Raw genomic sequence first — 25893 nt, 5'->3', positions numbered from 1 at the left:
TTTCTCTCGATAAGCAGCTGCCTTCGGTTCCATAGGCCAGTTCATACGCGCTCCAATCTGTCGATAACAAAGGTACTCTTGGGGATAGGATGGTTTGCGTCGCAGAGACTCAGAAACGAAAGACCATCACGACACAGATCAAACGCTCAATGAATTCCAATACAACGAGACGCTCACGAACTACGACACTCCTTATGGCCTGTATGGTTGTCCTGTCGATGATCGCAGTCGGCGTGCCGGCAGCCACCGCGGGCGGGGAAGGGGAACTGGACGCTGGAACCATACACGCACTCGAGGACGGAGAAGAACTGTATCTCGTCTTCGGTGCCGACCTCGACGGGCAGTCGCTCGAAGAGTACGTCGACGAACACGCCGACGATTCGAACGGCACCTCCGCCGAGATCATCCAGCACCAGGACGTCGATCAGGTCAACATCAACGAGCAGGGAACTGCAGTGTCGGTCGCGATCGACGGCGGCGACGCGACCGCCATTCAGGAATCGAACCAGGAGAACGACAACGTCCAGAGCGGCGAGGTCACCGCCGAGAGCCGCGACGTGCGAAGCGCGGAGACCCAATTCGAGAACGTCGGCGACGTCAACATCATCGTCGGCGATGGCGGCGACCAGCAGTTCGACGGCTGGGCCGTCAAAGACAAGAAAGGCGACAAAACGGTCACGCAGGAAGCCGTTGCCGGTGTGAGCCAGTCCCAATCGGTCGGACAGGTCAACTACAACAACCAGAGCACCGCGTTCGCGCTCGCGGTCAACGACAGCGACGCGACCGCGCTCCAACAGTCCTACCAGCGAAACGAGAACCTCCAGGAGGGCATGGCGAACGCATCCAACGTCTACCTCGGTGACGGCGAATTCGGTCACAAGAAGGACAAGAAAGGCGATCACAGCGCCGGCTCGAGTACGGGCCAGAGCGCCGACGCGCTGCTCGAGCAGTCACAGGACGTCGAGCAGGCGAACGTCAACGAACAGGACGGTGCGGTCGCCATCGCGATTGGCGAGGGCAGTACCGCCACGGCGATCCAGTTCACTGACCAGAGCAACCTCAACGAGCAGATCGGTAGCGCCTCCGCCTCGAACCTGATGGCGTCGGCCGCCGGGATGGACGTCGCGACCGCGGGTAACGTCAGCGGCGATGTCCTCTCCTCGGAAACCACAACCCATGGCCCCGACAAGAAGGACAAGAAAGACGACGTCGACGGCGAACAGACCGCGACCGCCGGCGTTGCACAGGGCCAAGAGGTCGAACAGCGGAACATCAACCTGCAGAACACCGCCCTGGCCATCGCACAGAACGACAGCGAGTCCACCGCGATCCAGCTGGCCTACCAGCAGAACTACAACGCCCAAGTCGCGTACGCCGACGCGATCAACGTCTACGCGAGTCCGGGCTACGTCTCCGACGACGTGACGCGGACCTCGAGTACCACCGTCACGGTCGACGGGAACGCGGGTACGGCGACCCCCGGCACGTCGTACGACTACGCCGGCAACGCCACGCAGACGAACGACGCGGAACAGACCGCCAGTGCGGCGATCGAGCAGACCCAGATCGTCACCCAGGAGAACCTGAACGAACAGCACACCTCCGTCGCAGTCGCCGAGGACGGCGGCAGCGCCGGCAGCTCCCAGATCAGTCTGCAGGAGAACGAGAACGTCCAGCTCACGTCCGTCTCCGCGACGAATACGTGGGCTGAAGCGTAATATCGCGATCCGCCACACGGTCGACTTTCGACCGGTGTGACTGACTGTTTTCGTTTCTTCTTTGTCCGAATCACTACCGATCGAGCGTAACTTCTCTTCGAGCACGCGGTCGCTACCGAACTCGCTTCTCGATCGACCCGGTGTCGACGAAATCGAGAGCGCCTCGAGAATGAATCTGTCCGGACCGAGAAGACGAACTCCGATCGAAGAATCCTGATGACGATTCGACGGCTACAGTGATACTAATACGTGAGTTTCGCGTACGCCTTCTTCGCGAGCGACATCGTCGGACTCGCGGATTCGACGATGTAGTAGGGCACGAGGTCGCCACCGTACTTGCTCTTGTATTTCGTGATTCGCTCGTTGTTCGCGCTGTACATATCGTACTCCGTGATGTCCTCGAGTTCGGGATCGGTGAGGATATCTTCGATGACCCGCCAGTGGAGCAGGCTGTTTACGCTTACGTTTTCGTAACTCGCAGTCGTTCCGCCCTTCCAGAAGTAACAGGTGTCGTTCGAGTACAACGCGATGATTCCGCTCAGGAACTCACCGTCGGGCGTTTCCGCGACGTACACGCGGGCACGATCGTCGAGACTACCGATGAGATCGCGCATAAACTCCCAGGACATGGGGAAGCCGATTCCCTGCTCCTCGTATCGCTCTCGCGTCGCGTCGTAGACCTTCCGGAGCCCGTCGACCCCTTGGGTCGTGATGGAATGATCGAGGTCCTCGCCGTCCTGGATCTCTCGACGGAGGCTCTTACTGAAGGATTTCAGGACGGGATCTGGCGTCGTCGACTCGAGATCGAGGCGGTAGGTAAAGCGGAAGTCGACGTCGAACCCCGCCCAGCGAAACGGCCGGGGATCGGCGTAGGTCGTATCGCAGGACAGCCGAAACAGGAGGAGAGAGCGATCGATGTCCAGTACCGAGAGGATTCCGTCGATGAACGTCCGATTGATTTTCTCCTGTTTGCGCCGCTTCGGACTCGTCGGCATCAGAATCGGACCCATTCTGTGGATGCCGAAGCCGGGGGGCGGTGAGAGGGCACCCGTCACGAACGGTTGGTCTCTGAGAAAAACCGGCATTAGCCCGACCGGTTGCTCGCCTCGGTAGCCGCCGAACAGGTAGAGGTCGCCTGCGGTATGCTCGTCGATGACTCGCAGCGATTCAGACGTGTGAAACGGGCCGAACCCGGTCTCCGGAAGGGTATCGTCCCACTCGGAGAACGTGAGATCTTTGAGGTGCATTTCTCTGACCGATACGGAGTGGTTTTCATTGTAATAGTGTTCTTACACCCGCCATCGGCCGCTGGATCGATCGGTATCTCTATGAGGGAGACCACGCGCTCGCGAGAGCAGGCGGTCGAACCGTTACATGCCGTCGGAACCGACCGGTCTTCCGGTGAGCACCCGACGAGCGAGTCACTGGCCAATCCGCGAGTGTATAAATGAGGCGATCTGCTGACGGAGACGAGATCCAGAGACGATTTCGACCGAGCGTGTCCCTTCGAACTATCGACTCGCTTCTTCGCTTTCCCACCCTCTATCGAAGACGAATTTTCGGGCGTCGGGACTCGAGAGGATGTTAGCCGCCTGAACAACGGTCCCGACAGCCGGCAGCGGGTCTCGGCGCGATAGCGTCCCGTAACACGTGTTCCCGATATCGAACTCGAGGAAGTCCGCGAGCCCCTCGATTTTGTTCGGTGTCTGCAGCAACCAAAGCATCTCGTTCGGCAGAACGGACCGGTATGTCACGCCGACCTCGTACTCCGTTACCGGTTCGACGTCGGCCCCCACGGCCAACCGGTAGAGCAGGGACGGAAAGTCCACGCCCGATCGGATCGCTAACCCAACTGGCGTCCAGAAGCGCGGATTCACCTCGAGTAACAGTGGCTCGCCGGCTTCGTCGAGAATGAACTCGACTTCGGCCGGCCCCTTCCAATCGACCGCTTTCAAGACCTCTGCACCGTAGCGTTTCGCGATCCGATCGTCGTGGCTTACCCCGACGACGGTGGGCCCACCGCTCAGGGGATACTCCTTCTGCCGTTCGTAGGAGAAGGACGCGACGGGGTCTCCCTCGCCGTCGAATAGCAGACAGGCGGTCGTGTAGCCCGTCTTCTCGACGTACTCTTGGACGATTGGGGTTCCGTACTGCTGGGAAACCCGTTCGAAGGCGCGGTCGAAGTCCGACGGTGATTCGACGCGTACAATCCCCCTCGAGCCCGAACTCACGCGCGGTCTGATCAGGAGCGGATAGTCGGCAGTCCGTTTGATCTCCGCTTGGTCCCGTCGTTCCGGAAAATAGGTTTTCGGCGTCGGAACGCCGGCCTGTTGTGCGATCTTTATCGTTTCTCCCTTGTCGTTCAGCCGTTCGATCTTCCGCCGATCGGCGATGAACAGGTTAACGTGTGTCGATATCTCGTCTTTGTGTTTCGACACCTGAAGCGTCGTCTCGTCGCGCACCGGAACGAGAAACTCGTAGTCGCCCTCGCGGAGGTGCCCGAGCAGAACGTCGAGGAATTCCTCGGGTTTTTCGTCGGGGATGGGATACTGGACGGTGTCGCTCACGTGTCTCGAAAAGCGCGTCAGGTTGTACGAAAAGTACTCACCGACGTGAACGTCGAATCCCTTTCGCCCCAATGATCGACTAATAGCCAGTGCTGATAGGGTCTGTCCGTCGGTGACCAAGACGTTGTTCCTCATTTCGGTATTCCTCGGCCGAAGTCCGGATTCCGTCCGCTCAGCTCGACTGCTTCGGCGTGAACGGGGTGGGATACCGACGAATATCAATACCGTCCTTGCAAAGTACCGGTTCCACCGAAACTCCGAGCGAACCCCGCTATATCGAAGCGTTGACCGGCTCCCGGCCGCTTCTCAATCAGCAACTGCCATCGCGACGATCGCGGTACACCGTCCATAACAATAACCGATAGTGCGAAGAAGGTGATGTGCAACGGTCATCGTTCCGTGGCGAGGAGACGCTCGCAGGCGTAGGCAGCGTTTACTCGGCCGGGAGAGACGCAGCGAATCGGCCGGGAAAAGCGTCGGCCGCGGCAGAGACGGATCCGTTTGAGCCGCGGTCAGTGCGATCGGCGATTCGATCGGCAGAGCGAGCGACGGCCGACGACCGCCGTTCGCCCTCCAGGACGGACCGTCGGCGGAAAGAGGGAAACGGCCTATCGACACACGGCTGGCCACACGCCGCCCGCTCTGGTCGTTGCTCGACTCCGCGCGGCGGGGCCGCCTCGCCATCGACAGCAGCGGTTCCCTCGGTACGGACGGCGGCATACCGAACGGACGAATCGATCCCGAGAGACACGGACTGCCACACGACGAACAGCTATGAGGACAGTAAACGAGAACGATAGCGACGGCTCCGGGTGGCCGATCGAGAAGACGGTCGTCCTGTCGCTGGATCTCGAGTGTGACTACGGAACGGCGATTCGGGAGAACACGTACGCGGCGGCATCGAAGACGCCGGCGTTTTGTTCGCTCCTCGAGGAGTACGACGTGCCGCTCACGTGTTTCCTCCAGACGGAACTGCTCGAGGCGGCTCCGGAAGCGGTCGAGGCGCTCGAGCGAGCAGCGGTCCCGGTCGATTTCCACGCGCACTCACACACCCACCCGCATCCGAAGCGTGCGGACTTCGCATACGAAATCGAAACGAGTCTCGACCGCGTCGCGGATCGCTTCTCGAGCGACGTCGTCGGCTATCGGTTTCCGGACGGGGCGATTCCGGCCGACGGCTATCAGCTGCTCGCAGGCCACGACATCGATTTCAGTTCGAGCCTCTTCCCGACGTGGCGACCCGGCCGGTTCGATAACTCGGGGCAGCCGATCACACCGCACGAACCGGTTCCCGGTCTGCTCGAGCTCCCGATCACGCCCTTTTCGTCGACGATTCGGATTCCCGTGTCGATTTCGTATCTGAAGTTTCTCGGCCGGCCGTACCGCGAACTCGTGAACCGCTGTCCGCCGAACGTAATCATCCTGGATATACACATGCATGATCTCGTCACGACGCCGGCGATCGAGTCGCTGCCGCTTCCATACCGGTTGGTGTACAACCGAAATCGGCAACAGGGGGTTCCGATTCTCCGCCAGTTGATCGAGGAGCTCCAGCGACGCGGCTATCGGTTTACGACGATGAGCGACCTGTACGCGACGTTCAGAGAGACAGCCACGGACACGATCTCGAGTTCGGCGAGGGAGTAGGCACAAACGGCCGCCCGAATCGAACGCCGGCTACCACGTGAGTCGTTTGAGATTGCCGAGGATCCGTCGCGGATGCGGCCCGTACAGCCACAGGAACAGCATGGAGTCTCTGGATTTGACGAGCGCGATCGTTTTCCCGTCGATTACGTCCCGCTGTGTGAGAAGGTCATGGCGCTGCTGCCAGAGACTCGTCAGGACCCGTTTCATCGGCGAGATCCGAAACCCGGTCCGAACGAACGCGTACGCGGCCCAGACGATCGCAGAGACCACCACGTAGCGCCACGGGAGGTTTCGAACGGCGAGTCTGATCCGATTGCCGACCAGCAACTCGAGTACCACGTGATCTGGTCTGCGAGCTGCCGGCGACTTCTTGTGCCGAACGACGACAGACGGAACGTAGAGGATGTCGTATCCCGCATCGAGCGCCTGAATCGAGAGATCCATCTCCTCGAACCCGTACTCGAAGGCCTCGGGGAAGGCATCAGTACGCTCGAGCGTCGATCGGCGGATCGCGGTTCCGACGCCGATGAAACTCGTCGTTCGATACTCCTCGGTCGGCGGCGTCTCGAAGTCGGGCGGATCGGGAATCTCTTTTCGCAGGATCTCTCCGGAGTAGTAGTCCCGGCTCTGAAACGCGAGCACGCCGACGTCCTCGTGTTCGCGAAACCGTGAGACGATAATATCCGTCGCGTTCGGATCCGCATACACCGCATCGTCGTCGGTCGTGACCAGGATCTCGCCCGACGCCCGTTCGTAGCCGATGTTCCGCGCCTCGGGCGGGCTCAATCGTCGAGGGAAGTCATAGAAGCTGACCTCGTCTCGGTCGAACCGCCCCCCGTCTTCGAACATCGCCGCCGTCTCGTCCGTCGACCCGCTGACGACGATCACCTCGATCGGCTCGTAGGTCTGCTCGAGGACGGACGCGACGGCGTCGGCGAGGTCGTCGGGGCGATTGTACGTCGGAATGACATAGGAGACGAGCGGATTCTCTTCGTCGACGTCGGTGGCCGCAGGTACCATCTAGAGAAACGGGCCGCTGACAAGAGGGATAAAGGTTGAGGAGCGAACAGGCTGTTAATCGCTGATAGCGGCCGGAAACATACGGTTTCGGAGTCGAACAGTTCCACGAATTACGACTCGTCGGCAGTCGCGTTAGCCGCCCCTTCACCGACCGGTTCGACGATGGTGACGTCGTCGTTTTCGTAGACGACTGTCCTGTTCTCGGTGATCTCGTTTACGTGGTCTGCGCTCAGCGACGACAGCGGCGTGTCATCCGGAGCGGAGTCATCGACCGCGTTGTGCCGGATGAAAACGTACCCGCCCCTCGTGTCCGCGGGTTCGAACGTCGGGTCCCACTTGTTTTTCACCATGATCACGTCGACGTTGTAGTGACTCATCGGAAGGATGGAACGGAACAGTTGCGAGGAGATTCGGTCGGTATAGATCGTCACCTCCGCCTCGTCCTCGGCTCCGCCGTCGGCGGCAGTCCGCTCGATCTCGGGTTGCTCCGCCAGCCACTGGGCCGCCTCGCGTTCCTCGTCGCTAAAGGCGTAATCGTGTGCCTCGTCGTTGAACGTGTAGTCCGCCGAGACGCCGGCGGCCGCACCCGCAAACCCCGAGTTGATGACGAACAGCGCTGCCAACACGACTGCGAGGGGGGTCCAATTCAGACCCGAGATTCCGGGGAGCCGTTCGGCAGTCGTTCCGAGACGGAGGTAGCCAACGGCTGCAAAGACCGCCAGGACCGGCAACACCATCTGGTAGACTCTGTCGGCCCAGAGATCCAGAATGAGGAAGTAAGACGTCCCGAGGAACGCACACAGCGGGAGGGCAAGCGCAGTGAACTCGACGTGCCGGGTATCGATGCCGTGCCGGAGCCGGTTGAGGATGATGACCGTCTGCCAGACGAGCCCGAGGCAGATCAGCAGCGACAACAGAAGATACAGGCCGAGACTCAACTGCTGAAAGATCGTCTGCTGGGTCTGAACGTAGCTCGAGCCCGAGCCCGCGGCCGTCCCCCCGGGAAGGGACGCGAGCTGGTCGACGATTGCGATCGGAATCGACGCAATCGACGCCGTCAGTTCGCTCGAGGCGTAGGCATACCACGACGTTGCACCGACGAGGAACGCGATCGGGTAGAGCGGCGAGAGGCCGTGTCGGAACTCGCCGACGAGTCGCTCGGTGAGGACGAGGCCGATCGAGGCGGCGAGAAACGAGAGACCGAACACGTAGGTCGAGCCGTAGTGAGCGTGAACGAGGCCGGTCGCCAACAGAACCGTGCCAACCGCCCACCCGCGGTCCCGGCTCTCGTGGCGGAAATACAACAATAGTACGCCGACGATGAATAGCTCCGAGAGCCGCTGTTTGCCGGGCGTCAGATAGAACGTCCCGTGATAGAAGACGAAAAAGAGACTTCCGTAGAGCCCGACGGTGCCGTCGAACACGTCGGCTGCCAGATAGTAGATTCCCAGCGGAACGACTGCGAAGATGATCGGATAGACGACGGTGAAGATCGTCACGAGCTCGAGTCCCGTTATCATCGAGTACGCGACGGGGACCGCAGTGACGATCGGCACCGACGACATCGAGCCACCGAGCCCGGGAGCCCACTGGTGATTGCTCGCGAACAGTTCGGAGACGTAGTAGGTGAACTGGATGTCGGCCCCGACGACGTGTGCCGACGCGAGGCTGCGGTGCAAGAGCGTCGACAGAGCGACGGAAAACACCACCACGGGATACTGAGAGGGCTGGATCAGCCGCGTCGCCGAGAGGAGGGTGACGACTGCTACGCTGAGGACGAACAGTCCCAGCCCGACGTTGTTCCCGTACCAGTTCATGAGGAGCGCGCCGAGAACGGCGAATACCGGGAGGAACCCGAGAACGGCGTAGATCGGGAGCGAATTCGAGAACGGAACCCGAACGTGAAACGAGTTTCCGTCCGTGACCAGTATGAAAAGCGTCAATACCGTGATTAGGCCCGTCACGATGACCGCCAGCGGGAGAAACGAGAGCGGGTCGAGGACGCCGAAAACGGGAAGCAACACGCTCGCGAGGATGGTCGTCACCGAGAGCACGACGAGACTCAACCCGAGAGCGATCGTGACGAACTCACCGACGCTGGTCGTTCGGAGCCCGAGCAGTTGCACGAGCAACCCGCCCGGAACGACCGTTAACAACACGACGCCGAAGACCGCTTGGGCGGCCGGGAGTTCCACGCCGATCGACTCGAGCCCGACGCTCGACCAGAATCCGATCAATAGGGCGAACACGACCGTCGTAACTGTCGTCGGTCCCCAGTCAAAGGAGACCCCCGACGTCTGAGAGGCATACGTCATGAGGAATACGAACGTGGAAGTGGGAAATCGAAGTGGCTCTCACGAGACCATCACTCGAATTAAAACGGTAGTTGTGTTCACGACCGTTCGCCCGATAATAGCCGATTTATTCGCTCTCCGTGACCCGATCAATGGCGGACGAGAGCGGCTCCGATCGCTGTGCCCGTTCAACAGGGTCGATGGAGATCCGACCTCGAGCGACGCAAGCGGGTTGGCAGGGCCGAGTGCAGACCAGAATCACTGACCGTCTAAGACAGTCTTACGGCCGACGGAGTCGCTACCTTGTCCGCCGTCGTCCCTCAGACGAGCACTCGTATCGCCGGGACGATCACCTCGTTCCGAACCCGGGGGATCGACACGGCCAGGACGCCGTAGATCGCAGCGCCACCGCCGATCACGGCGAGCAGGGAGCCGACGCTCGTGATGGGGACAACCGACCTGATACCGACGAGGATCGCACCCATGACGAGCGACGAGAGGGCGTACCAACCGACGATTCGATAGGGGAACTCGATCGTCATGAGCCGACTGAGGTAGTGTGTGTGAAGCGCGACGCTGATGAGTCCGACCACCGCCGTCGCGATCGCTGCTCCCACGAAGCCGACCGTGACGACCAGCAACGGATTGAGCACGAGATTGATTCCCGCCGTAATGACCGTCGTAATCGCGGCGAGATCCGGCCGATCGAGTCCTCGAAGCGCGCTCTCGATGATATCGTCGAACGACTGGAACACCTTCTCGACGAGGAGGATCACGAGCACTGCAGCGCCGAAGACGTACTCCGGGCCGAAGAGAAACCCCAAAATCTCGGACGCGAACAGCGTCCCCCCGATCAGGGCCGGAAGCGAGAAGAAGAGGGCGAACGCGATCGCTTTCGAGACCGCCCATTCGATCTTGTCGAGTTCGCCGTCGGCGTCCCACTGGCTGACCTGCGGAAAGATCGACCAGCCGATGGACTTGCTGACGAGCAAGACGAGCAGGGTGACCTGCCAAGACACCTCGTACGTGCTCACGTATTCTTGGGACAGGAAGAACCCGATGATCGCGATATCCATCCACTGGTATATCCGTCCGCCCGTCGACGAGACGGCGTGAAACTTCGCGTATTCGAGCAGCGATCGCGCGTGCTCGAGAGAGGGACGACCGATCGCCGTGTCACAGCGTGCGTAGCCCCAGACGGCCGTGATCCCGCCGGCGAGCGCGAATCCGGCGGCGATTTCGGTCACGCCGTAGCCGAAGGTGACGAGGACGACGCCGAGGCCGACCCAGATGAATCGAATGGCAAACTGAATAACGGCCGTTTCGCCGACGCGAAGTTCCCCGCGTAACGCCTGGACGAAAAACGACGAGAGCTCGAACGTGATGAGCGCAACCACCAGTATGAACGCCAGCTCGAAGCCGATGTATCGGTTCACGTACGACCGCGCGAGCACGATCGAGACCGCGACGACACCGAGCAAGACGAGTTTGAGCGCCAGCGCGGAGCCGAGCATCCCGTCGCGATGGTCGCCCTCGCTCAGCCGCTTCTCGAGTGCACCGCGAATCCCTAGATCCGCGGGAATCGTCAGCAGTCCCAGCAGCGCCTGAAAGAGGAACAGCGACCCGAGTTCGCTCGCGCCGAGCTGTCGAGCGAAGTAGATGACGGCGAGAAACAGGAGAATCGATCTCCCGGCTTGCATGAGGAAGAGTTTCACACTCGAGCGTCCGAGGTCCATGGATACCCTAGGGCAAACGATTGCGAGGCGGATCGCAGTTAAACCCTCACTTCAACAGCGCGGGAAACGTGGCCTTTCGCAGCAAGCGCGACCGCGGAGACGACTGAAACGATCCACTGTTCCCCGAACGGACGGATTGGGTTAGTGTCGGTGGAACGTACTGGTCAGCTACTGGCAAACTCATTTCATAACCCCTCGTACTGAGCGTGGGAACGATGAATGCTCGCGCAGACGACGCCGCAGTTCTCGTTCCGGCAAACGCGTCAGTTATCCCGCTCGCGTGTGTCCGCTCGCTCGGGAAACATGGCGTCCCGACGGTCGTCGCGACCGACGATCGAAACGTTCCGGCCTGTTCGTCCCGATACTGTACCGAATCGAGGCTCGTTCCGTCACCGCACGACGATCTCACGGCCTACAAAGCGTCGTTGCTCTCGCTTGCCGAGCGCCCCGACATTCGAACGATACTCCCCGTTCGAGAGGAAGACGTCTACGTCCTCTCGAAGTTTCGATCCGAGTTCGAAAAACACGTCTCCGTCATTGTGCCGTCGTACGGCGCGTTGCGATCGGTTCACGATCGGTATCGGCTGGTCGAGATCGCCGACGATCTCGGCGTCTCGATTCCCGAAACACGATTGCTCGATGAAGTCGACGAGTGGGACGACCAACTCATCGTCAAGCCGCGGTTTTCCATTCTCACCGGCGACTACGTCGACTCACATCTCACATCGCAGGTCGATAACATGCGGGGACGGACCACCTTCGTCGCGCCCAGCCAAGAACCGGATCTAGACGCGATCGACCGCGATATGGTGGGCCACTCCCCGATCGTACAGGAGGCCGTTCCGATCGAACACGAGTACATGTACAGCGGTCTCTATGACCACGGTGAGGAAGTGGCCTCGTGGCAACAGCGCTACCTTCGACGGAAGACCTACGGCGAGGGGGGCAGCGTCTACCGCGAAGCGGTCTCCGAGCCAGAACTCGCCGACGCCGGGCGGAAGATTCTCGATCACCTCGACTGGCACGGGACGGCATGTATCGAATTCATGAAGGACGCGAACACGGGCGAATTCAAACTGACCGAGATCAATCCCCGCCTCTGGCTCTCCGTTCCGTGTGCGATACGCGCGGGTGCGGACTTTCCGTATTATCACTGGCTCCTCGCGATGGGAGCGCGCGAGCGTATCGACCCGGGCTACGATCTCGGCGTCGCGACGCACTCGCTCTACGGCGAACTATCGTATCTCAAGAGCGTGCTCTCCGCGGAGTATCCGTCCATGGATCGCCCGTCAGTTCTCGCTGCCTGCGGGAGCATCCTCACGTCCTGTATCGACCGGCCGCAGTTCGATTACGTCGATCGGACGGACTTGAAGCCGTTCGTCAAAGGCCTCTACAACGCCTTGCTGTACTCCGAAACGCTCGGCATCGCTCCCGATCGATTCGTCGAGGAACCGATTTCCGCACCGAATTAACGATGGACGAACACTCACAACTCGAAAGCCAGCTCACGGTGACGCAGTGTCGCGATTCGGCCGACTGGGACGCCTACCTCGAGCGAGCCGACGGGCCGGTCTACGGGTTATCGGCGTGGGGCGACGCGACCGCCGGATATGGTCACGATCGCTACCACCTCGTCGTCCGCACGGCAGACGGCATCCTCGGCGCGCTCCCGCTTACGCACATCCAAAGCCGGCTGTTCGGATCCAAACTGGTCTCGCCGCCGTACGCCGCTCGCGGGTCGATCGTCACGGACGACGGCCGAGCCGCGACCGTCAGGTCGCTGTTGCTCAAGCGAACCAGAACGCTCGCGGACGACCTCGACGTCGATTTCGTCAGTCTCCGCGGCAGGGACCTCGGAGCGGCCGACGGGTTCGAAAAACGGGATCGGTTCGTTACATTCGATATCGATCTGAGCGGCGGGCCCGACGCGACGTGGGAGAACGTCAAAGAGAGCCGCCGCCGCCAGATCAGACAGGCGGCCGACGAAGCGGGGGTCGAATACGAGATGGGAACGACGGTCGACGACCTCCGCGAGTACTACGATCTCTACCTGGAATCGATGCGCGGGCACGGGTCGCCGCCGCACTCGTTTCGGTTCTTCCGAACCCTCTGGGACCGACTGACTGGTCCCGGTGCCGGCGACCTCCACCTCGGACTGATTCGAAAAGACGGCACACTGATCAACGGGATCATGGATCTCTCCCTCGGGTCGACCGTCTACCAGTGGGGCGTCGTCACCGACTACGAGTACCGAGATTTAAACGGCGGGAGCCTCGTGCTGTGGAAGTCACTCGAGCGGGCGGCCGCGGCGGGGTACGACTCCTACGAGATGGGCAGGACCCGCGAGGGATCGGGCGTCTACATGTTCAAAAAGAGCTTCGGCGGGACGAAAACGTGGTACGATGACTACCATTACTTCCCGTCCGGCGCGGGGAGTCTCCCACATCCCGAAGACGAAAAATACGAGCCGATAAAGCGCGCATGGCGGAAACTACCGATCCCGCTCACGCGTCTAATTGGCCCTTTCGTTCGAAAGGATATCAGCCTTTGATGGCACTACACAGTACCCATTCGGACGGTGACGCATCGTTGGAGTACGAGCTGACGCGACAGCAGTCGGTAGCCATCGAAGACATCCGATCATGAATTACGTCTACGATCATCTATTAGATCACGTCAAAACTACACTTTCGAACCGCGAGGCGTCAAGCCAATCGACGAGACACCGCTCACTAGAGGACCTCGAAACGCTCCCGGTCTCGGTCTGTCTCACGACGAAGAACAACGCCGACACCATTCGTGACTGTCTCGAGAGCGTCTACCGATGGACCGACGAGATCGTCGTCGTCGACAGCGACAGTCAAGACGGGACCGTCGAGATCTGCGAGGAGTACGGGGCGAACGTCTATCAACACGAGTTCGAGAGTTTCGCCCAGATCAAGACCCAGGCGATGTCACACGCGGACAACGACTGGGTGTTCGTACTCGACGCCGACGAGGAGGTCCCACCGGAGCTGCGTGACGAGATCATCGACGCGTTCGGGACACCGGGCGTCGTCGCCTTCTACATGGAAAAGCAGGAATACATGATGGGAGCCCGCACTAACCAGTACCACTACAAACGCCCGTATCTCGCACGGAAGGACGTCCTCTACTTCGAGCACGAATACATCTGGGAGCGGCTCTCGGTTCAGCAGCCCTACCGTGATCGGACGAAAAACCTCTCGAACCGCATCGATCACTACCGGTTCGAACGCGCGTCCGAGATCGAGTCGAAGATCATGCAGTATAGCGCGCTCGAGGCCGTTCAGGCCGTCGAGAGCGGGAACCGAAACGGATTCCTTTCGTTTCTGCTCCGCGGCATCGCCGTGGGTCTGGATCGGCTCATCATCAGTGGCGCGGCGCTCGACGGCTACCGGGGCTTTTTCGTCGCGTTTCTGGAGTTCTACCAGATGATTGCGGCCTACGTGAAGGTACAGGACATTCGCCGCCTCCAGGAGGAACACCCCGAGCAGTGGAAAGACATCTGGATCGAAGAGGAGTGTCGCCGGTAGTCGGTCCCGGACACACGGAAACTGCGGAGCGAGAAGCGAACACACCAGAATCAGATAATGCCGAACGAACCCAACAGGGCCGACAGACGAACGATCCTCCGAACTAGTGCCGGCGCTCTCGCCGCGCTCGGAGCCGGCTGTTTCAGCGTCGAACCGCCGGGAACGAGACAAAACGAGTCGGAGAACGAAACCGCGGCCAACGAAACCGTCCCCGACGTCTCGCCCGAAGAGGACGACGAACTGGAGCTCGTCTTCGAAGACTGGTTCGAAGAGAACACCGTGGACTCGGGCGTCTGGGAAACCGAGTTTCCCTGGGGCGAGCGAATACACAACTTCAACGCCTACGCGCCCCCCGACAACGCCTACGTCTACGACGATAAGCTCGTCCTCAAGGCCATAGAACAGAACTGGGAGGTCCCGGACGGAGAGGGTGGAGACGCGGAAAACGAGACGGATTCGAACGAAACCGACGGCGAAATCCCGCAGGCCGAGGGTAACGAAACGGCGGACAACGAGACCGAAGGTAACGAAACGGAGCCGAACGAAACGGCGTCCGGCGAAGCGGGAGAAACGGGAGTCCGAGAGCCGACGGACGAGGGACCGGAGGATCCGGAAGGCGAAGAACGGGATGTCGTTCCGTACACGACGGGCGTGGCGACGCCCTATCGCTCGTTCGGTCCCGGATACATCGAGGGGCGGATCCGGATTCCGTCGACGGTCGCGGGGTTCTGGCCCGCGTTCTGGCTGACGCCGGACGATCAGTGGCCGCCGGAGATAGATATCTTCGAGTTTTTCGGGACGGATCCCTGCCCCCACATGACCTACTACTACCGAGATTCGGACGGAGACATTCAGACCGAGGAGGAGACGTACTGCGGCCCGGAGTTCAGCGCCGGCTTTCACAACTACGCGGTGGACTGGCGCGAGGACCGAATCGTCTGGTACATCGACGGCGACGAGCGGTTCCGCTTCGAGGACGAGGCACAGATCTCGACGGACGAGATGCGACTGATCCTCAACTTCGGTATCGATGCGCCGTTTCTCGAGACGCCGAACTCGGCCGACCTCCCCGCGTACATGGAAATCGACCGGGTACGGGTCTGGGAGCGGTAGGGCAATCAGCGGGTGTGACAGTGGTACCGGCTCCGACCAGTACACCATCGTGACGGCCGCGTTCGACGGTGTTGGTCACCCGCGGTCGGCTCTGTTACGCCCGCTGTCGTCAGCGGCCGCTTCAGAGCTGGGTTTCGATTTTCTCGGCGTCGACCATGACACCGTTGATCAGGAGGATTGCGTTCCCCTCGAGCGAGAGGTCGCGAAGTCGGCCGTCGAATCGGTAGCTATCGATGTCGCCGTACCACGATAGGGTACCGGTCGCCGTCGAGCCACTGATCTCGTCGCCCTCGAGCGTGCCGCGGTCGGGGTTCTCCGTGACGCGACCGCTAGCGGTGAACGTGTACTCGCCGTGAGTGCCCGTCCCGATGAACGTGATTCGATTCGGCGGGGTGGAACTCGGTTGGTCGTCCTCGGTTTCGTCGGTGGTGTCGTCCGAGCTGCTGTCGGATGTGTCGTCCGTACTGTCACCGGGTTCGGTGTCGGACGTCCCGTCCGTACTGTCGCCGGGTTCGGTGTCGGACGTCCCGTCCGTACTGTCACCGGACTCGTCGTCGGCTGTCCCGTCGGTGCTGTCGCCAGATTCGCTGTCGGACGGCTCGTCCGTCGAAGAATCGGTCTCTCCATCCGTCTCCGAACCGTCCTCAGTGTCGCTGCTTCCGTCGTTCCACGGCGTATCGGCCGGGTCGACGGGGCCGAACGAGTCCGGGTCGACTTCCGAACCGTCGATTCGGACCGTCACCGGTGCATCTCGTCCGAACCCGGTGATCTTGCCGTCGAAGGTGAAGCCGTCGACCCGCGACGTGGACGTCGACGTCGTCCCCCAACCGTAGATCCCGTCGTCGGAGACCCACTCCTGGCCCGAGCCAGTCGACGAGTCGATTTCGATGCCGCCGTCCGACGCGGTGAATTCGTACCGAACGCCGTCTCCGTTCGCAGAACTGATCTCGATGTAGCGGCCGGCAGCCGAGTCGTCGGACGTCTCCTCTTCGGGCTGTTCCTCGGTTTCATCGTCGCTCGAGGTGTCATCAGTGTCATCGCCATCGGACGGCGTCCCGCTGCCGGGTGCGTGCTCCCAGACGCGACACCAGTCGACTGCCATCTCTTCTTCCCAGGCCTGTGAGAGATCGGCGTAGCCGATACGGTTGACGTGGGTGGTGAACATCATGTAGAAGGGCGCGCCCGCCTCAACGGCGTCCATCATCGACGATCCGTCGCGGGAGCCGATGTAGTTGCCGTTGAAGTAGAAGTCGATACTGTTCTCGTGCCACGCGCAGCCGTAGACGTTGTACGACTCGGTGAGATCGACGCCCGTATCGTGAGTCATCGGGTCGTGCGTGTGCGTCGACCCGTCTCCGGCTTGGCCGGAGGTCGACCAGTGAACGTTAAAGTGTGCGTGGTTGCGGTCTCGATAGACGTTGTTACCTTCCTGGAACAGCTCGATGAAGTCGATCTCGGGCGGCCACGCCTCCGAGTTCGGTTTCGACCAGAAGCCGGGCAGGAGACCCGTTCGGCCGGGCATTTTGATCTTTGCCTCGAAGTAGTGACCGGGGCCGAAATACTGCCGATTCTTGGAGTTGATCGCTCCCTGATAGACATCGTTCGAGCCACCGCCGCCGTGGGTAGTCTGCAACCGAAGGGTCCCGTTGTCGACGACCACGTTATCGGACGTGACGGTCGCGGCGTCGTTGTTCGCCGTGTTTCCCCAGCCGAAGCCGACCCCCCAGTTGTTCGAATTCAGGGAGGTGCCCTCGAACTGATCTTCGAAGGCGAGCTGCCAGTTTTCGGGATCCACGGGTCCGCCTTCGTCGGCCGCCGTAACGGAACTGGTGCCGACCGCTACCCCGCCGATTGTTGCAATCGCTCCCGCGCTGGCCGTTTTTAGCCACTCTCGTCGGCCGATCCGAGTCGATTCCTCGTCTGTACACTCCGTCCGACCGGAACTTCGTTCGCGTGCCATTGTTCCGATCGGCTGAAAGCAACGGTCCCATATAGGTCTTTTTTGTAAGACAATAGTTTCTACTGATATTTAATCAACTCCGATAAAGCCTTGCGAAAAAATAGTTAATTAATCGCCTCGAGATAGTATCGAAACTATGAATGTCTGGTTGCGATGGATTCGGCTGCCCGGAAGCGATGATCGAACTCGAAAGACCCGAACGGAACCGAGTACGGCGATCACAGAAGCTAAAAAAGAATGATACATCAGGTAGATAGAAACAGCAACACCGTCTCAGAGAACAGGAGTCGTGTCGACCGAGAGCCGCTGTTACCGGAGTAATATCTACTTACTTCCGCTCGCGGAAGTCACACATTCAGCAACTCCGATAGCTTTCGTTTCGCCCCGATCGCTACTTGTCTCGATTCGTCGCCATACTAACGGCTTCGACGACGACCGCCCAGACGCAGATCACTAGCCCAGTGAGAAACGCGACCACGGAGAGGAACACTATCAGCGGAGACGAAAGGACGGCGGGAGCATACTCCATGAACAGAAAGGAGACCGTGAGGAGACCGAACAGTGAAACGAGGAACCCGGGTGCCCCGAGGACGGGCAGCGGTCGCTCGAAGCCCGCCGTTGTAACCGCATTTCTGGCGAGTACGAGTCCGTGACTGATCGGGTCGTGACTGCTTGCGTTCTCGACATCGTAGTCGATCGTCGTCCCGATTTCGTCGATCCGATAGTCGTTGCGATAGGCATGATAGATCACGTCGATGCTGGCGTCCATCCGATCGCCGATACGGTCCTCGTTCGCCAGTGATCGGATCGCTCGAGCATCGTACGCTCTGAACCCGCTCTGGGTATCACTGATCGTCGAGCCGGACCGGCGGGCGTTCAGTCCGATATTCACCATAGCATTGACGACCCACAACCCGAACCGACGATACGCTGGCAAATCCGTCTCCGAATTCGGATCGAACCGACTCCCGATGACGATTTCGGCGCCGGTTTCGCGCTGCTCCGCGAGCAGGTTCGGGATATCGTCCGGGTCGTGTTGGCCGTCCCCGTCCAGAACGATGAGGTGGTCGGCACCGCGGCGGTCCGCCTGCCGAAACGCCGTCCGGAGCGCGCCGCCGTAGCCGCGATTCGTCCTGTGTTCGAAGACCGTCGCGCCCGCGTCGCGAGCCCGTTCGGCCGTCTCGTCTGCGCTTCCGTCGTCGATGACGAGGACGGTATCGACGTGCGATCGCGCCTGTGTGACGACATCGCCGATCGAGTCGGCTTCGTTGTATGCGGGAATCGCGACGAGAACGTCGTCGAGTCCCCCCGTTCGCTCCGTCTGTGCTCTCACAGCGTAGGCGTCCGCTCGAGTATGCTCGAGCACGCTCCTGTCGTAATCGATGTACTCCTCGAGGTCGGTGTGGACGATCAGTCCGGGAAAGCCGAGTTGCTGTGACGCGTTCGTGAGCGTTTGAACGAGCGACTCGTCGTTTCGATCGGTACCCGGGGTGACGATTTGGGCCCCTAACTGGCTGGCAAACGAAACCGCCTCTCCACCTTCGTTCGTCCGATGGGTCACGAGCACCGAATGCCCGTTTCGTCTCGCCCGAAGGACGGTCCGGGCCGTTTCGTCCGCACGGTCATCGCTCGTGATGACGCCGATCGCGGGTTTGTCGGTCCGGTTGACTCGACTGTCGAGATCCGCTGCTTGGAACAGTTTCCGCTCAGACATCCGACTCGACCCACCCCCGCAATACGGCCATCGGTACCCGTTTCACTCGGTGCGTTCCGCCCGGCCAGTCCGTCGGATCTCGGTCGCTGATACAGTTGTAGCTAATGGCCATATCTATTGGTTGTATGGAAATATGTCGAAGCATCATCATACATTCGAACTTCGCTAGGACCCATTCACAGTCATCTGAGGACCTGATACGAAAAAAGCGGAGTTAATCGTTACAAGATGTTTCGAGATATTGTCTATTGTCATTGAACGAACCAGTGTTCGCTACGGCCACGGGATTTTTCGAAAACGGCCATTAGCGCCAGGCGTTACGCGGGCTCGAACGGTTCCGACAAAAGGCCGACTGACCCATCCTGGGTCCGGTTACCGCATTCCGTTCGAAAGCAAAGTATCCGTTAAACCGGTAACAGCGGGGAACGGTCTTGCTTGACATCCTCCCCGCGCTAACGCACGGGGCTTTCTCCTCGCATTTCCGTAACCGATCAGTGTGTCCCGACTGCGATCGTGAGGCGGTTGTCACTCAAACGGAATCGGTCGCTATCAGCCGAGTGGGGCGTGTCGTTTCACCGAGCGCCACGCAACTTTCAGTCCCGGGAGTCCGTCACGATACCAGACGATAATCGCCGCGGCGAACAGTGCGAACTGGACGCTGCTGTAAGCGCTGATCGAATAGCCGGAAAACGCGACGAGAATACCGCTGGGTTCGTCGTACGCCGGGGGGCCGAGGAACGGCCAGAACAGATACGTCGTCCCGGAGAAGTCACCCGCGATAGTCATTCGCGGGAGATCGGTGACGAGATGCGTTACGTGACCGATGACGAACGCCGTTGCACTCTCGCGGTGGCCAGTGGGTCCCGCGATCGCGTAGACGACCGGTATCAACAGCAGTGTGAAGGTAATCGAGTGGGCGAGCGAGCGACCGCTCGCGAGGAGTCCCAGTTCCCAGGCGAGCGGTTTATCGATCAGGTCAGGGAGCTGTGAACCCATCGCGACCGCGATCGCCGGCATCGCACGCGGTGGTCGTCCGAACCGGACCCGCGTAAACAGCGAATAGAGGAGGTAGGCGACGGCGACGTGTCCCCAGGGCCACATGGCCGCTACGTCTACAAGCCAACGGATAGGCGTGTCGACGATTCCACGCTCCGTCGAAGCGATCGGGGCGACCCGCTCGAGGCTTCGTCACTCTCCGTGTCCGATTCCGCCGACTGCGACCGGCTCCCGCGTCAGTTCGAGACCCCGGACTGAGCGGCTGCAGCGGGGCCGAGTCGGTTTTCCGCGTCAGTCTTCGGCGGCAACCAATTCGCGGATCCCTTCCTCAAGCGAGATCGTGGGTTCGTAGCCGAGGTGCTCGCTGATTTTCGAGATATCTGCACAGCTATGACGGATGTCTCCGTCGCGAGGGTCGTCGTGGACGACCGCGGCGTCCGAATCGCTGTGGCGCACGATCATGTCGGCGAGTTCGTTGATCGTCACCCGCCGACCGGTTCCGACGTTGTACGCCTCGCCCGCAACGTCTCCCGTCGCCGCAAGGACGTTCGCCCTGACGATATCGTCGACGTGAACGAAATCCCGCGTTTGCTCACCGTCGCCGAAAACCGTGAGTTGATCGTCGTTCCGTGCGCGTTCGAGGAAGATATTGATCACACCGCTGTAGTCGTTTACCGGTTGTCCGGGGCCGTAGACGTTGAAGTAGCGAAGGGAGACGGTCTCGAGCCCGTATAGCTCGTGGTACAAACGAGCGTATTCGTCGAGCGCGAGCTTGTCGAGACCGTACGGCGACGTCGGGTCCGCCGGATGCGTTTCAGGTATCGGGACCGAGTCGGGATGGCCGTACATCGCCGCACTCGATGCGAGGACGACACGGGCGTCACACCGTCGAGCGGCTTCCAGTACCTCGAGTGTCCCGCGAACGTTTCGGCCGTGACTCGCGGGAGGATCCTCGACGGACTGCGAGATACTCACGAGGGCGGCCTCGTGGAACACGACGTCGGCCGAGTCCATCGCGTCGATGACGGCATCCGCATCACGAACGTCGCCGCGGACCAATGTCGCGTCGTCCGGGACGGCTCGAGCGGTCCCACTCGAGCAATCGTCCAAGACTGTCACGTCGTTGTCGTCGACCAGTTGTTGTGCAAGCCGGGAACCGATGAACCCCGCACCGCCCGTGATGAGAACGTCCGTCTCGACTAGTTCCGAATCAGCCATCGCGTACGACGTCCGTAGCCGATCGTAAATGCCCCATTCCGCCCGTCGCAGACTGTCTTCGGCAATGAAACGATCCAGCGGATCACGTCCGGCATCATCATTCTAGACGATTACTCGCCGATCCGATTCCGATGGAGTGAAACGGTCGAAACTGAGAGTAATCCGCTCGACTGACCTAGATCCATCGGCTCGAAGGTGGATCACGTTCGGGACCACGACGGCGAATGGCTACGATTCCGGACCGTCGATTCGGGCGACGGAACGTGATCGCTTGACTGTCACTATTGCTGATAGCTGACACAAATCAGTAGCACTAATCTCTTCTGGTCGGTCGAAATCACGGTGATGGGACCGAGCGACTGGAGTCTCGAATTTATCGCCGGGTAAGTGGCTATTTCGAAACGCAACTTCATCCCCGACAGCGCATATCCGAATATATCCGTTATTTTCCGACGATACCGTCGCAGGCTCAAAAGGCACCACCGTTTGATGCGGCTAGTATATGGACACCTACGCTGCGATCGTTCTCGCCGCCGGTGAAGGAAACCGACTCCGCCCGCTGACCAGATATCGTCCCAAACCGATGCTCCCTGCGGGAACGAAACCCATTCTCGAGCACGTTTTCGATGCGCTCATCGACGCCGGCATCGACGAACTCGTCGCGGTCGTCGGCTACCGGTCTACTCGCGTCCAGTCTCACTTCGGCCCGACCTACCGAAACGTCCCGATCACGTACGTGTCCCAGGAAAACCAGCTCGGGACCGGCCACGCGCTACTCGCAGCCGAATCCGCAGTCGATGGGACCTGTCTCGTGATCAACGGCGATCAGATCGTCGATACACGGATTATCCGGGAGACGATTTCCGGACACGCGGCCGACGCGACTGCAACGCTCGCGCTGTTACAGCGCCCGTCCGTCGAAGCCTACGGCGGCGTCATCCTCGAGGACGGGCGTGTAACGAACATCGTCGAAAACCCCCACGACGATCGGGATTACGTCCTCAACGCTGGCGTCTACGTCGTCGAACCGGCGGTGTTCGATGCCGTCCGCGCGTCGGAACCGACCGCAGGCGAGCACCATCTCGTCGACGGCCTGTCCGCGCTCGTCGACACCGGCGAGACGGTCAATGGGGTCGTATCCGAGGGGATCTGGGCCGACGCGACCTATCCGTGGGACCTGCTCGACGTCTCCTTCGAGTTATTCGATGCGGGAATTGTCGGCGGGGAGCGGCCGTCGGAGGATCACCGCGGCTCGAACGTGCATCCGTCGGCGGTGATCCGGGAACCCGTCGTCATCGACCGCGACTGCGTGATTGGGCCCGGTGCCGTCGTCGGCCCCTACGTCTGTCTCGGCGAGAACGCGACCGTCGGCTCGAGCGCGGTCGTCGAGGAGAGCGTCATCGACGCCGATACGCGTCTCGGTGCCAACGCGACGGCGATCGAGTGTGTCACCGGTATCGGCGTGACGATCGGCGCGGGCTCGACCGTCTCCGGCGGCCCCGGCGACGTTCGTGTTCGGGACCGCATCTTCGAGGGCGAATCCCTCGGCGCGCTCTTGGCTGATCGCGCCCGCGACGGCGGCGGCGTCACGTACGTCCCCGGGTCGATCGTCGGCCCCGACGTAGAGGTCGAACCGGGGACGACCGTTCGCGGAACGATCCCCGAGGGAACGGAGGTGTGGTCCTGATGTGTGGCATCATCGGCTACACGCCAGCGCAGACCGATCCGAACGTCCTCGACGTGTTGCTGGACGGCCTCTCAGGACTAGAGTATCGGGGGTACGATTCCGCGGGCGTCGCGATCGCGGATTCGTCGCTCTCCGTGTATAAGCGAAACGGCGAACTATCCGAACTCGAGGCCGCGGTGCCGGACGGCTCCGTCGACGGTCGCGCCGGGATCGGCCACACCCGGTGGAGCACGCACGGGCCGCCGACGGACGCGAACGCCCATCCCCACACCGACTGCGACGGCTCCGTCGCCGTCGTTCACAACGGGATCATCGAGAACTACCGCGAACTCCGCGCGGAACTCGAGGCCGCGGGCCACGAGTTCGAAAGCGAAACCGACACCGAGGTCGTCCCGCACCTGATCGAGACGTCGCTCGAGCAGGGTGCAGACGTCGAGACGGCGTTTCGGCGCGCGGTGGATCGACTGGAGGGGAGTTTCGCCGTCGCGGCGGTCTGTTCCGGCATCGAGGGCGTCCTCGCCGCACGCCACCGGTCACCGCTCGTCCTCGGCATCGGCGACGACGGCTACCACCTCGCGAGCGACGTGCCGGCGTTTCTCGAGTATACGGATCAGGTGGTCTACCTGCGAGACGGGCAGTTCGCGAAGATCAGCCCATCGGGCGTCGAGATCACCGACGAGTCCGGGGCGGTCGTGGACATGCCGGTCAAGACCGTCGAGTGGGACCCGGAGGAGGCCGGCAAGAGCGGCTACGACCACTACATGCGAAAGGAGATCAACGAACAGCCGCGGGCGATTCGCAACTGTCTCCGCGAGCGACTCAGCGAGATTGCCGGCTCCGTCTCGATCGACGAGATCGACGGCCTCGAGCGGCCGGCGCGGATCCAACTCGTCGCCTGTGGGACATCGTATCACGCGTCGCTCTACGCCGCGCGGCTCTTTCGCGACCGCGGAATCCCGGCGTCGGCGTTCCACGCGAGCGAGTACGACGCCGACGCGATTCCTATCGACGACGAGACGCTGGTGATCGCGGCCACCCAGAGCGGCGAAACTGCCGACACGCTCGGGGCGCTCCGGGACGCGAATCGCTGGGGGGCCGAGACGCTGGCGGTGACGAACGTCGTCGGGAGTTCGGTATCGCGCGAGGCCGACCACGCGATGTACATCCGCGCCGGCCCTGAGATCAGCGTCGCCGCGACGAAGACGTTCGCCTCCCAGCAGGCCGCGCTGGCGATGCTCTCGAGTGCGCTCACCGGCGAGTGTTCTCGCGGGTTCGTCGAGGACCTCCGGGCGTTGCCGGACCAGATCCAGTCGATCTTGGACCGATCGCGCGCCAAGGAAGTCGCTCGCGACTACGTCGATTCGGACGCGTACTTCTTCATCGGCCGGGGGTACGGCGCGCCGGTGGCACTCGAGGGGGCACTGAAGATGAAAGAGATCACGTACAAACACGCCGAGGGGTTCCCCGCCGGCGAGTTGAAACACGGGCCGCTAGCGCTGGTATCGGAGCGAACGCCGGTTTTTGCCATCATCAGCGGCGCGTCCAAACGGCAGAAGATGCTCGGGAACGTCGAGGAAGTCGCGTCCCGCAACGCGCCGGTGATCGCGGTGACGGATTCGCCAGCGGCGGTCGAACATCACGTCGACGACCTCCTACGGATTCCCGAGACCCGACCGCAGTTGCTGCCGATACTGGCGAACGTCCAGCTCCAACTGGTGTCGTACTGGGTCGCGAATCAACTCGGCCGGTCGATCGATAAGCCAAGAAATCTCGCGAAGAGCGTGACGGTCGAGTGACCGCCGGAATCGGATTTACTCGTCTCCGCCGCTGTCGCTGTCGTCGTTGTTGTCTTCAGAGTCGTCGCCGCTTCCATTTTCGTCGCTGCCGTCGTCTCTGCCAGAGTCGCTCCGGTGTTCCGAGAGCGCTTCGTCGATGGTCAACTCCCCGGACGCGACGCGGCGGGCGAGGACCTCGTCGATCGCCCGGTTGTGCTCGCTCCGTTCGCGCGAGCGATCCTTGATCACCTGCAACTCGCCCTCCGTCGGCTCGATCTCGCGGGCGTCGACGACCTCCCCCTCGAGCCGGGCGATATTGACCGCGGCGAGCACGTCGCCCATCCCTCTGGATCCCGTGCCGAGGTAGGGCGTCGTCCCCGTCTCATCGACGAGTTCGACGTGGACGGTGTCGAGTTCGTTGACGAGCTTCGCGCTCTCGAGGCGGGAGCCGTCGCCGATCCGAACGACCGGAGAGGGTGCTTCGTCAGCCTCTTGTCGGATCACGTCGACGGCGTCGCCGAGGGGCACCTGAAAGGTGGCGACGATGGTCTCGCCGGTGAGGACGGCGATGCCCGGTTTCTTCCCCGGATCGACGCCGATGACCGTTCGGCCGCCGTTGCCGCGAACCGCGGCCAGCGCCTGATCGACCGCCCGCCGAGGGTGGTCGGGCTCGGCGACGATCGTCGGCACGTCCGGGAAGTCGTCGGCGTGTTCTGCACCCGTGACGACGACGGTTGCCTGCTCCGGCAGTTCCTCGTCGGCCTCGATAGTCGTAAACACCGTCCCGCGGTCGCGAAGCTCGTTGACGACGCCGTGGTATACCTCGAAGTCTGCCGTAGCGACGACGATCACAGACTGGCTTCGCTCCCGCAACGAATAAACGTACGCGAACAC

The 25893-nt window shown here is 61.5% G+C and carries 18 protein-coding genes; 8 read left to right on the top strand and 10 right to left on the bottom strand.

Translation table 11 applies throughout. The features are described from left to right. The first annotated feature begins 203 nt into the window (after window positions 1–203). Entirely contained in the window at window positions 204–1718 is a 1515-nt protein-coding gene (locus ACJYUO_RS10565) for a hypothetical protein (RefSeq protein ID WP_494345328.1), read from the top strand. Between the two features lie 242 nt (window positions 1719–1960). On the opposite strand, the gene ACJYUO_RS10560 is transcribed toward ACJYUO_RS10565, so the two are convergent. Further along, window positions 1961–2965, bottom strand: a complete 1005-nt coding sequence (locus tag ACJYUO_RS10560) for a lipid II:glycine glycyltransferase FemX (RefSeq protein WP_494345327.1) — start codon at window positions 2963–2965, stop codon at window positions 1961–1963. 264 nt (window positions 2966–3229) lie between these two features. Beyond that, window positions 3230–4285 carry a carboxylate--amine ligase gene (locus ACJYUO_RS10555; protein ID WP_494345326.1) on the bottom strand — a complete coding sequence of 352 codons (1056 nt, stop codon included), beginning with the start codon at window positions 4283–4285 and terminating at the stop codon, window positions 3230–3232. A 774-nt stretch (window positions 4286–5059) separates the two neighbouring features. Here ACJYUO_RS10555 and ACJYUO_RS10550 point away from each other — a divergent pair. Then, window positions 5060–5932, top strand: coding sequence for a polysaccharide deacetylase family protein (locus ACJYUO_RS10550; RefSeq protein WP_494345325.1), 873 nt, complete (start codon window positions 5060–5062; stop codon window positions 5930–5932). A gap of 30 nt (window positions 5933–5962) precedes the next feature. On the opposite strand, the gene ACJYUO_RS10545 is transcribed toward ACJYUO_RS10550, so the two are convergent. The 3 genes from ACJYUO_RS10545 to ACJYUO_RS10535 all read right to left on the bottom strand — a co-directional run bounded on the left by ACJYUO_RS10545 (window position 5963) and on the right by ACJYUO_RS10535 (window position 10982). Continuing rightward, window positions 5963–6952 carry a glycosyltransferase family 2 protein gene (locus ACJYUO_RS10545; RefSeq protein WP_494345324.1) on the bottom strand — a complete coding sequence of 330 codons (990 nt, stop codon included), beginning with the start codon at window positions 6950–6952 and terminating at the stop codon, window positions 5963–5965. 110 nt (window positions 6953–7062) lie between these two features. Beyond that, entirely contained in the window at window positions 7063–9267 is a 2205-nt protein-coding gene (locus ACJYUO_RS10540) for a DUF2206 domain-containing protein (protein WP_494345323.1), read from the bottom strand. 299 nt (window positions 9268–9566) lie between these two features. Beyond that, complete coding sequence (locus tag ACJYUO_RS10535) at window positions 9567–10982, bottom strand: flippase (protein ID WP_494345322.1); 1416 nt, start codon at window positions 10980–10982, stop codon at window positions 9567–9569. Between the two features lie 215 nt (window positions 10983–11197). On the opposite strand from ACJYUO_RS10535, the gene ACJYUO_RS10530 reads away from it, so the two are divergent. The 4 genes from ACJYUO_RS10530 (at window position 11198) to ACJYUO_RS10515 (ending at window position 15649) form a co-directional block, all read left to right on the top strand. Continuing rightward, on the top strand, window positions 11198–12454 hold the full coding sequence (locus ACJYUO_RS10530; protein ID WP_494345321.1) for a carboxylate--amine ligase: 1257 nt from the start codon (window positions 11198–11200) through the stop codon (window positions 12452–12454). A 2-nt stretch (window positions 12455–12456) separates the two neighbouring features. Then, entirely contained in the window at window positions 12457–13533 is a 1077-nt protein-coding gene (locus tag ACJYUO_RS10525) for a GNAT family N-acetyltransferase (protein ID WP_494345320.1), read from the top strand. 91 nt (window positions 13534–13624) lie between these two features. After that, complete coding sequence (locus ACJYUO_RS10520) at window positions 13625–14536, top strand: glycosyltransferase family 2 protein (RefSeq protein WP_494345319.1); 912 nt, start codon at window positions 13625–13627, stop codon at window positions 14534–14536. A gap of 57 nt (window positions 14537–14593) precedes the next feature. Beyond that, window positions 14594–15649 (top strand): glycoside hydrolase family 16 protein, encoded by a 1056-nt coding sequence (locus ACJYUO_RS10515; protein WP_494345318.1) that lies wholly within the window; start codon window positions 14594–14596, stop codon window positions 15647–15649. Window positions 15650–15770: 121 nt separating this feature from the next. Here ACJYUO_RS10515 and ACJYUO_RS10510 read toward each other — a convergent pair whose 3' ends face one another. The 4 genes from ACJYUO_RS10510 to ACJYUO_RS10495 form a co-directional block, all read right to left on the bottom strand. Next, window positions 15771–17609 carry a glycoside hydrolase family 16 protein gene (locus tag ACJYUO_RS10510; RefSeq protein WP_494345317.1) on the bottom strand — a complete coding sequence of 613 codons (1839 nt, stop codon included), beginning with the start codon at window positions 17607–17609 and terminating at the stop codon, window positions 15771–15773. Between the two features lie 391 nt (window positions 17610–18000). Continuing rightward, complete coding sequence (locus tag ACJYUO_RS10505) at window positions 18001–19323, bottom strand: glycosyltransferase family 2 protein (RefSeq protein ID WP_494345316.1); 1323 nt, start codon at window positions 19321–19323, stop codon at window positions 18001–18003. 549 nt (window positions 19324–19872) lie between these two features. After that, complete coding sequence (locus ACJYUO_RS10500) at window positions 19873–20424, bottom strand: metal-dependent hydrolase (protein WP_494345315.1); 552 nt, start codon at window positions 20422–20424, stop codon at window positions 19873–19875. A gap of 186 nt (window positions 20425–20610) precedes the next feature. Beyond that, window positions 20611–21537 carry an NAD-dependent epimerase/dehydratase family protein gene (locus ACJYUO_RS10495; protein WP_494345314.1) on the bottom strand — a complete coding sequence of 309 codons (927 nt, stop codon included), beginning with the start codon at window positions 21535–21537 and terminating at the stop codon, window positions 20611–20613. 502 nt (window positions 21538–22039) lie between these two features. Here ACJYUO_RS10495 and ACJYUO_RS10490 point away from each other — a divergent pair. Both ACJYUO_RS10490 and glmS read left to right on the top strand, forming a co-directional pair. Then, window positions 22040–23224 carry a sugar phosphate nucleotidyltransferase gene (locus ACJYUO_RS10490; RefSeq protein ID WP_494345313.1) on the top strand — a complete coding sequence of 395 codons (1185 nt, stop codon included), beginning with the start codon at window positions 22040–22042 and terminating at the stop codon, window positions 23222–23224. Next, a complete protein-coding gene (glmS, locus tag ACJYUO_RS10485; RefSeq protein WP_494345312.1) occupies window positions 23224–25020 on the top strand; it encodes a glutamine--fructose-6-phosphate transaminase (isomerizing) in 1797 nt (598 codons plus the stop codon). Before ACJYUO_RS10490 ends, glmS begins: the two co-directional genes overlap by 1 nt. A gap of 15 nt (window positions 25021–25035) precedes the next feature. On the opposite strand, the gene ACJYUO_RS10480 is transcribed toward glmS, so the two are convergent. Continuing rightward, entirely contained in the window at window positions 25036–25851 is an 816-nt protein-coding gene (locus ACJYUO_RS10480) for a hypothetical protein (RefSeq protein ID WP_494345311.1), read from the bottom strand. Between the last annotated feature and the right edge of the window lie 42 nt (window positions 25852–25893).

This window comes from Natrinema sp. CRL1 (assembly GCF_059162405.1).
This window is presented reverse-complemented; position numbering and strand designations above follow the sequence as displayed.

Excerpts from the sequence above, each read along its gene's own strand:
- ACJYUO_RS10540 (WP_494345323.1), bottom strand. The coding sequence starts at position 9,267 with ATGACGTATGCCTCTCAGACGTCGGGGGTCTCCTTTGACTGGGGACCG.
- ACJYUO_RS10560 (WP_494345327.1), bottom strand. The coding sequence starts at position 2,965 with ATGCACCTCAAAGATCTCACGTTCTCCGAGTGGGACGATACCCTTCCG.
- ACJYUO_RS10495 (WP_494345314.1), bottom strand. The coding sequence starts at position 21,537 with ATGGCTGATTCGGAACTAGTCGAGACGGACGTTCTCATCACGGGCGGT.
- ACJYUO_RS10515 (WP_494345318.1), top strand. The coding sequence starts at position 14,594 with ATGCCGAACGAACCCAACAGGGCCGACAGACGAACGATCCTCCGAACT.
- glmS (WP_494345312.1), top strand. The coding sequence starts at position 23,224 with ATGTGTGGCATCATCGGCTACACGCCAGCGCAGACCGATCCGAACGTC.
- ACJYUO_RS10510 (WP_494345317.1), bottom strand. The coding sequence starts at position 17,609 with ATGGCACGCGAACGAAGTTCCGGTCGGACGGAGTGTACAGACGAGGAA.
- ACJYUO_RS10550 (WP_494345325.1), top strand. The coding sequence starts at position 5,060 with ATGAGGACAGTAAACGAGAACGATAGCGACGGCTCCGGGTGGCCGATC.
- ACJYUO_RS10520 (WP_494345319.1), top strand. The coding sequence starts at position 13,625 with ATGAATTACGTCTACGATCATCTATTAGATCACGTCAAAACTACACTT.
- ACJYUO_RS10490 (WP_494345313.1), top strand. The coding sequence starts at position 22,040 with ATGGACACCTACGCTGCGATCGTTCTCGCCGCCGGTGAAGGAAACCGA.
- ACJYUO_RS10565 (WP_494345328.1), top strand. The coding sequence starts at position 204 with ATGGTTGTCCTGTCGATGATCGCAGTCGGCGTGCCGGCAGCCACCGCG.
- ACJYUO_RS10525 (WP_494345320.1), top strand. The coding sequence starts at position 12,457 with ATGGACGAACACTCACAACTCGAAAGCCAGCTCACGGTGACGCAGTGT.
- ACJYUO_RS10535 (WP_494345322.1), bottom strand. The coding sequence starts at position 10,982 with ATGGACCTCGGACGCTCGAGTGTGAAACTCTTCCTCATGCAAGCCGGG.
- ACJYUO_RS10505 (WP_494345316.1), bottom strand. The coding sequence starts at position 19,323 with ATGTCTGAGCGGAAACTGTTCCAAGCAGCGGATCTCGACAGTCGAGTC.
- ACJYUO_RS10530 (WP_494345321.1), top strand. The coding sequence starts at position 11,198 with ATGAATGCTCGCGCAGACGACGCCGCAGTTCTCGTTCCGGCAAACGCG.
- ACJYUO_RS10500 (WP_494345315.1), bottom strand. The coding sequence starts at position 20,424 with ATGTGGCCCTGGGGACACGTCGCCGTCGCCTACCTCCTCTATTCGCTG.
- ACJYUO_RS10545 (WP_494345324.1), bottom strand. The coding sequence starts at position 6,952 with ATGGTACCTGCGGCCACCGACGTCGACGAAGAGAATCCGCTCGTCTCC.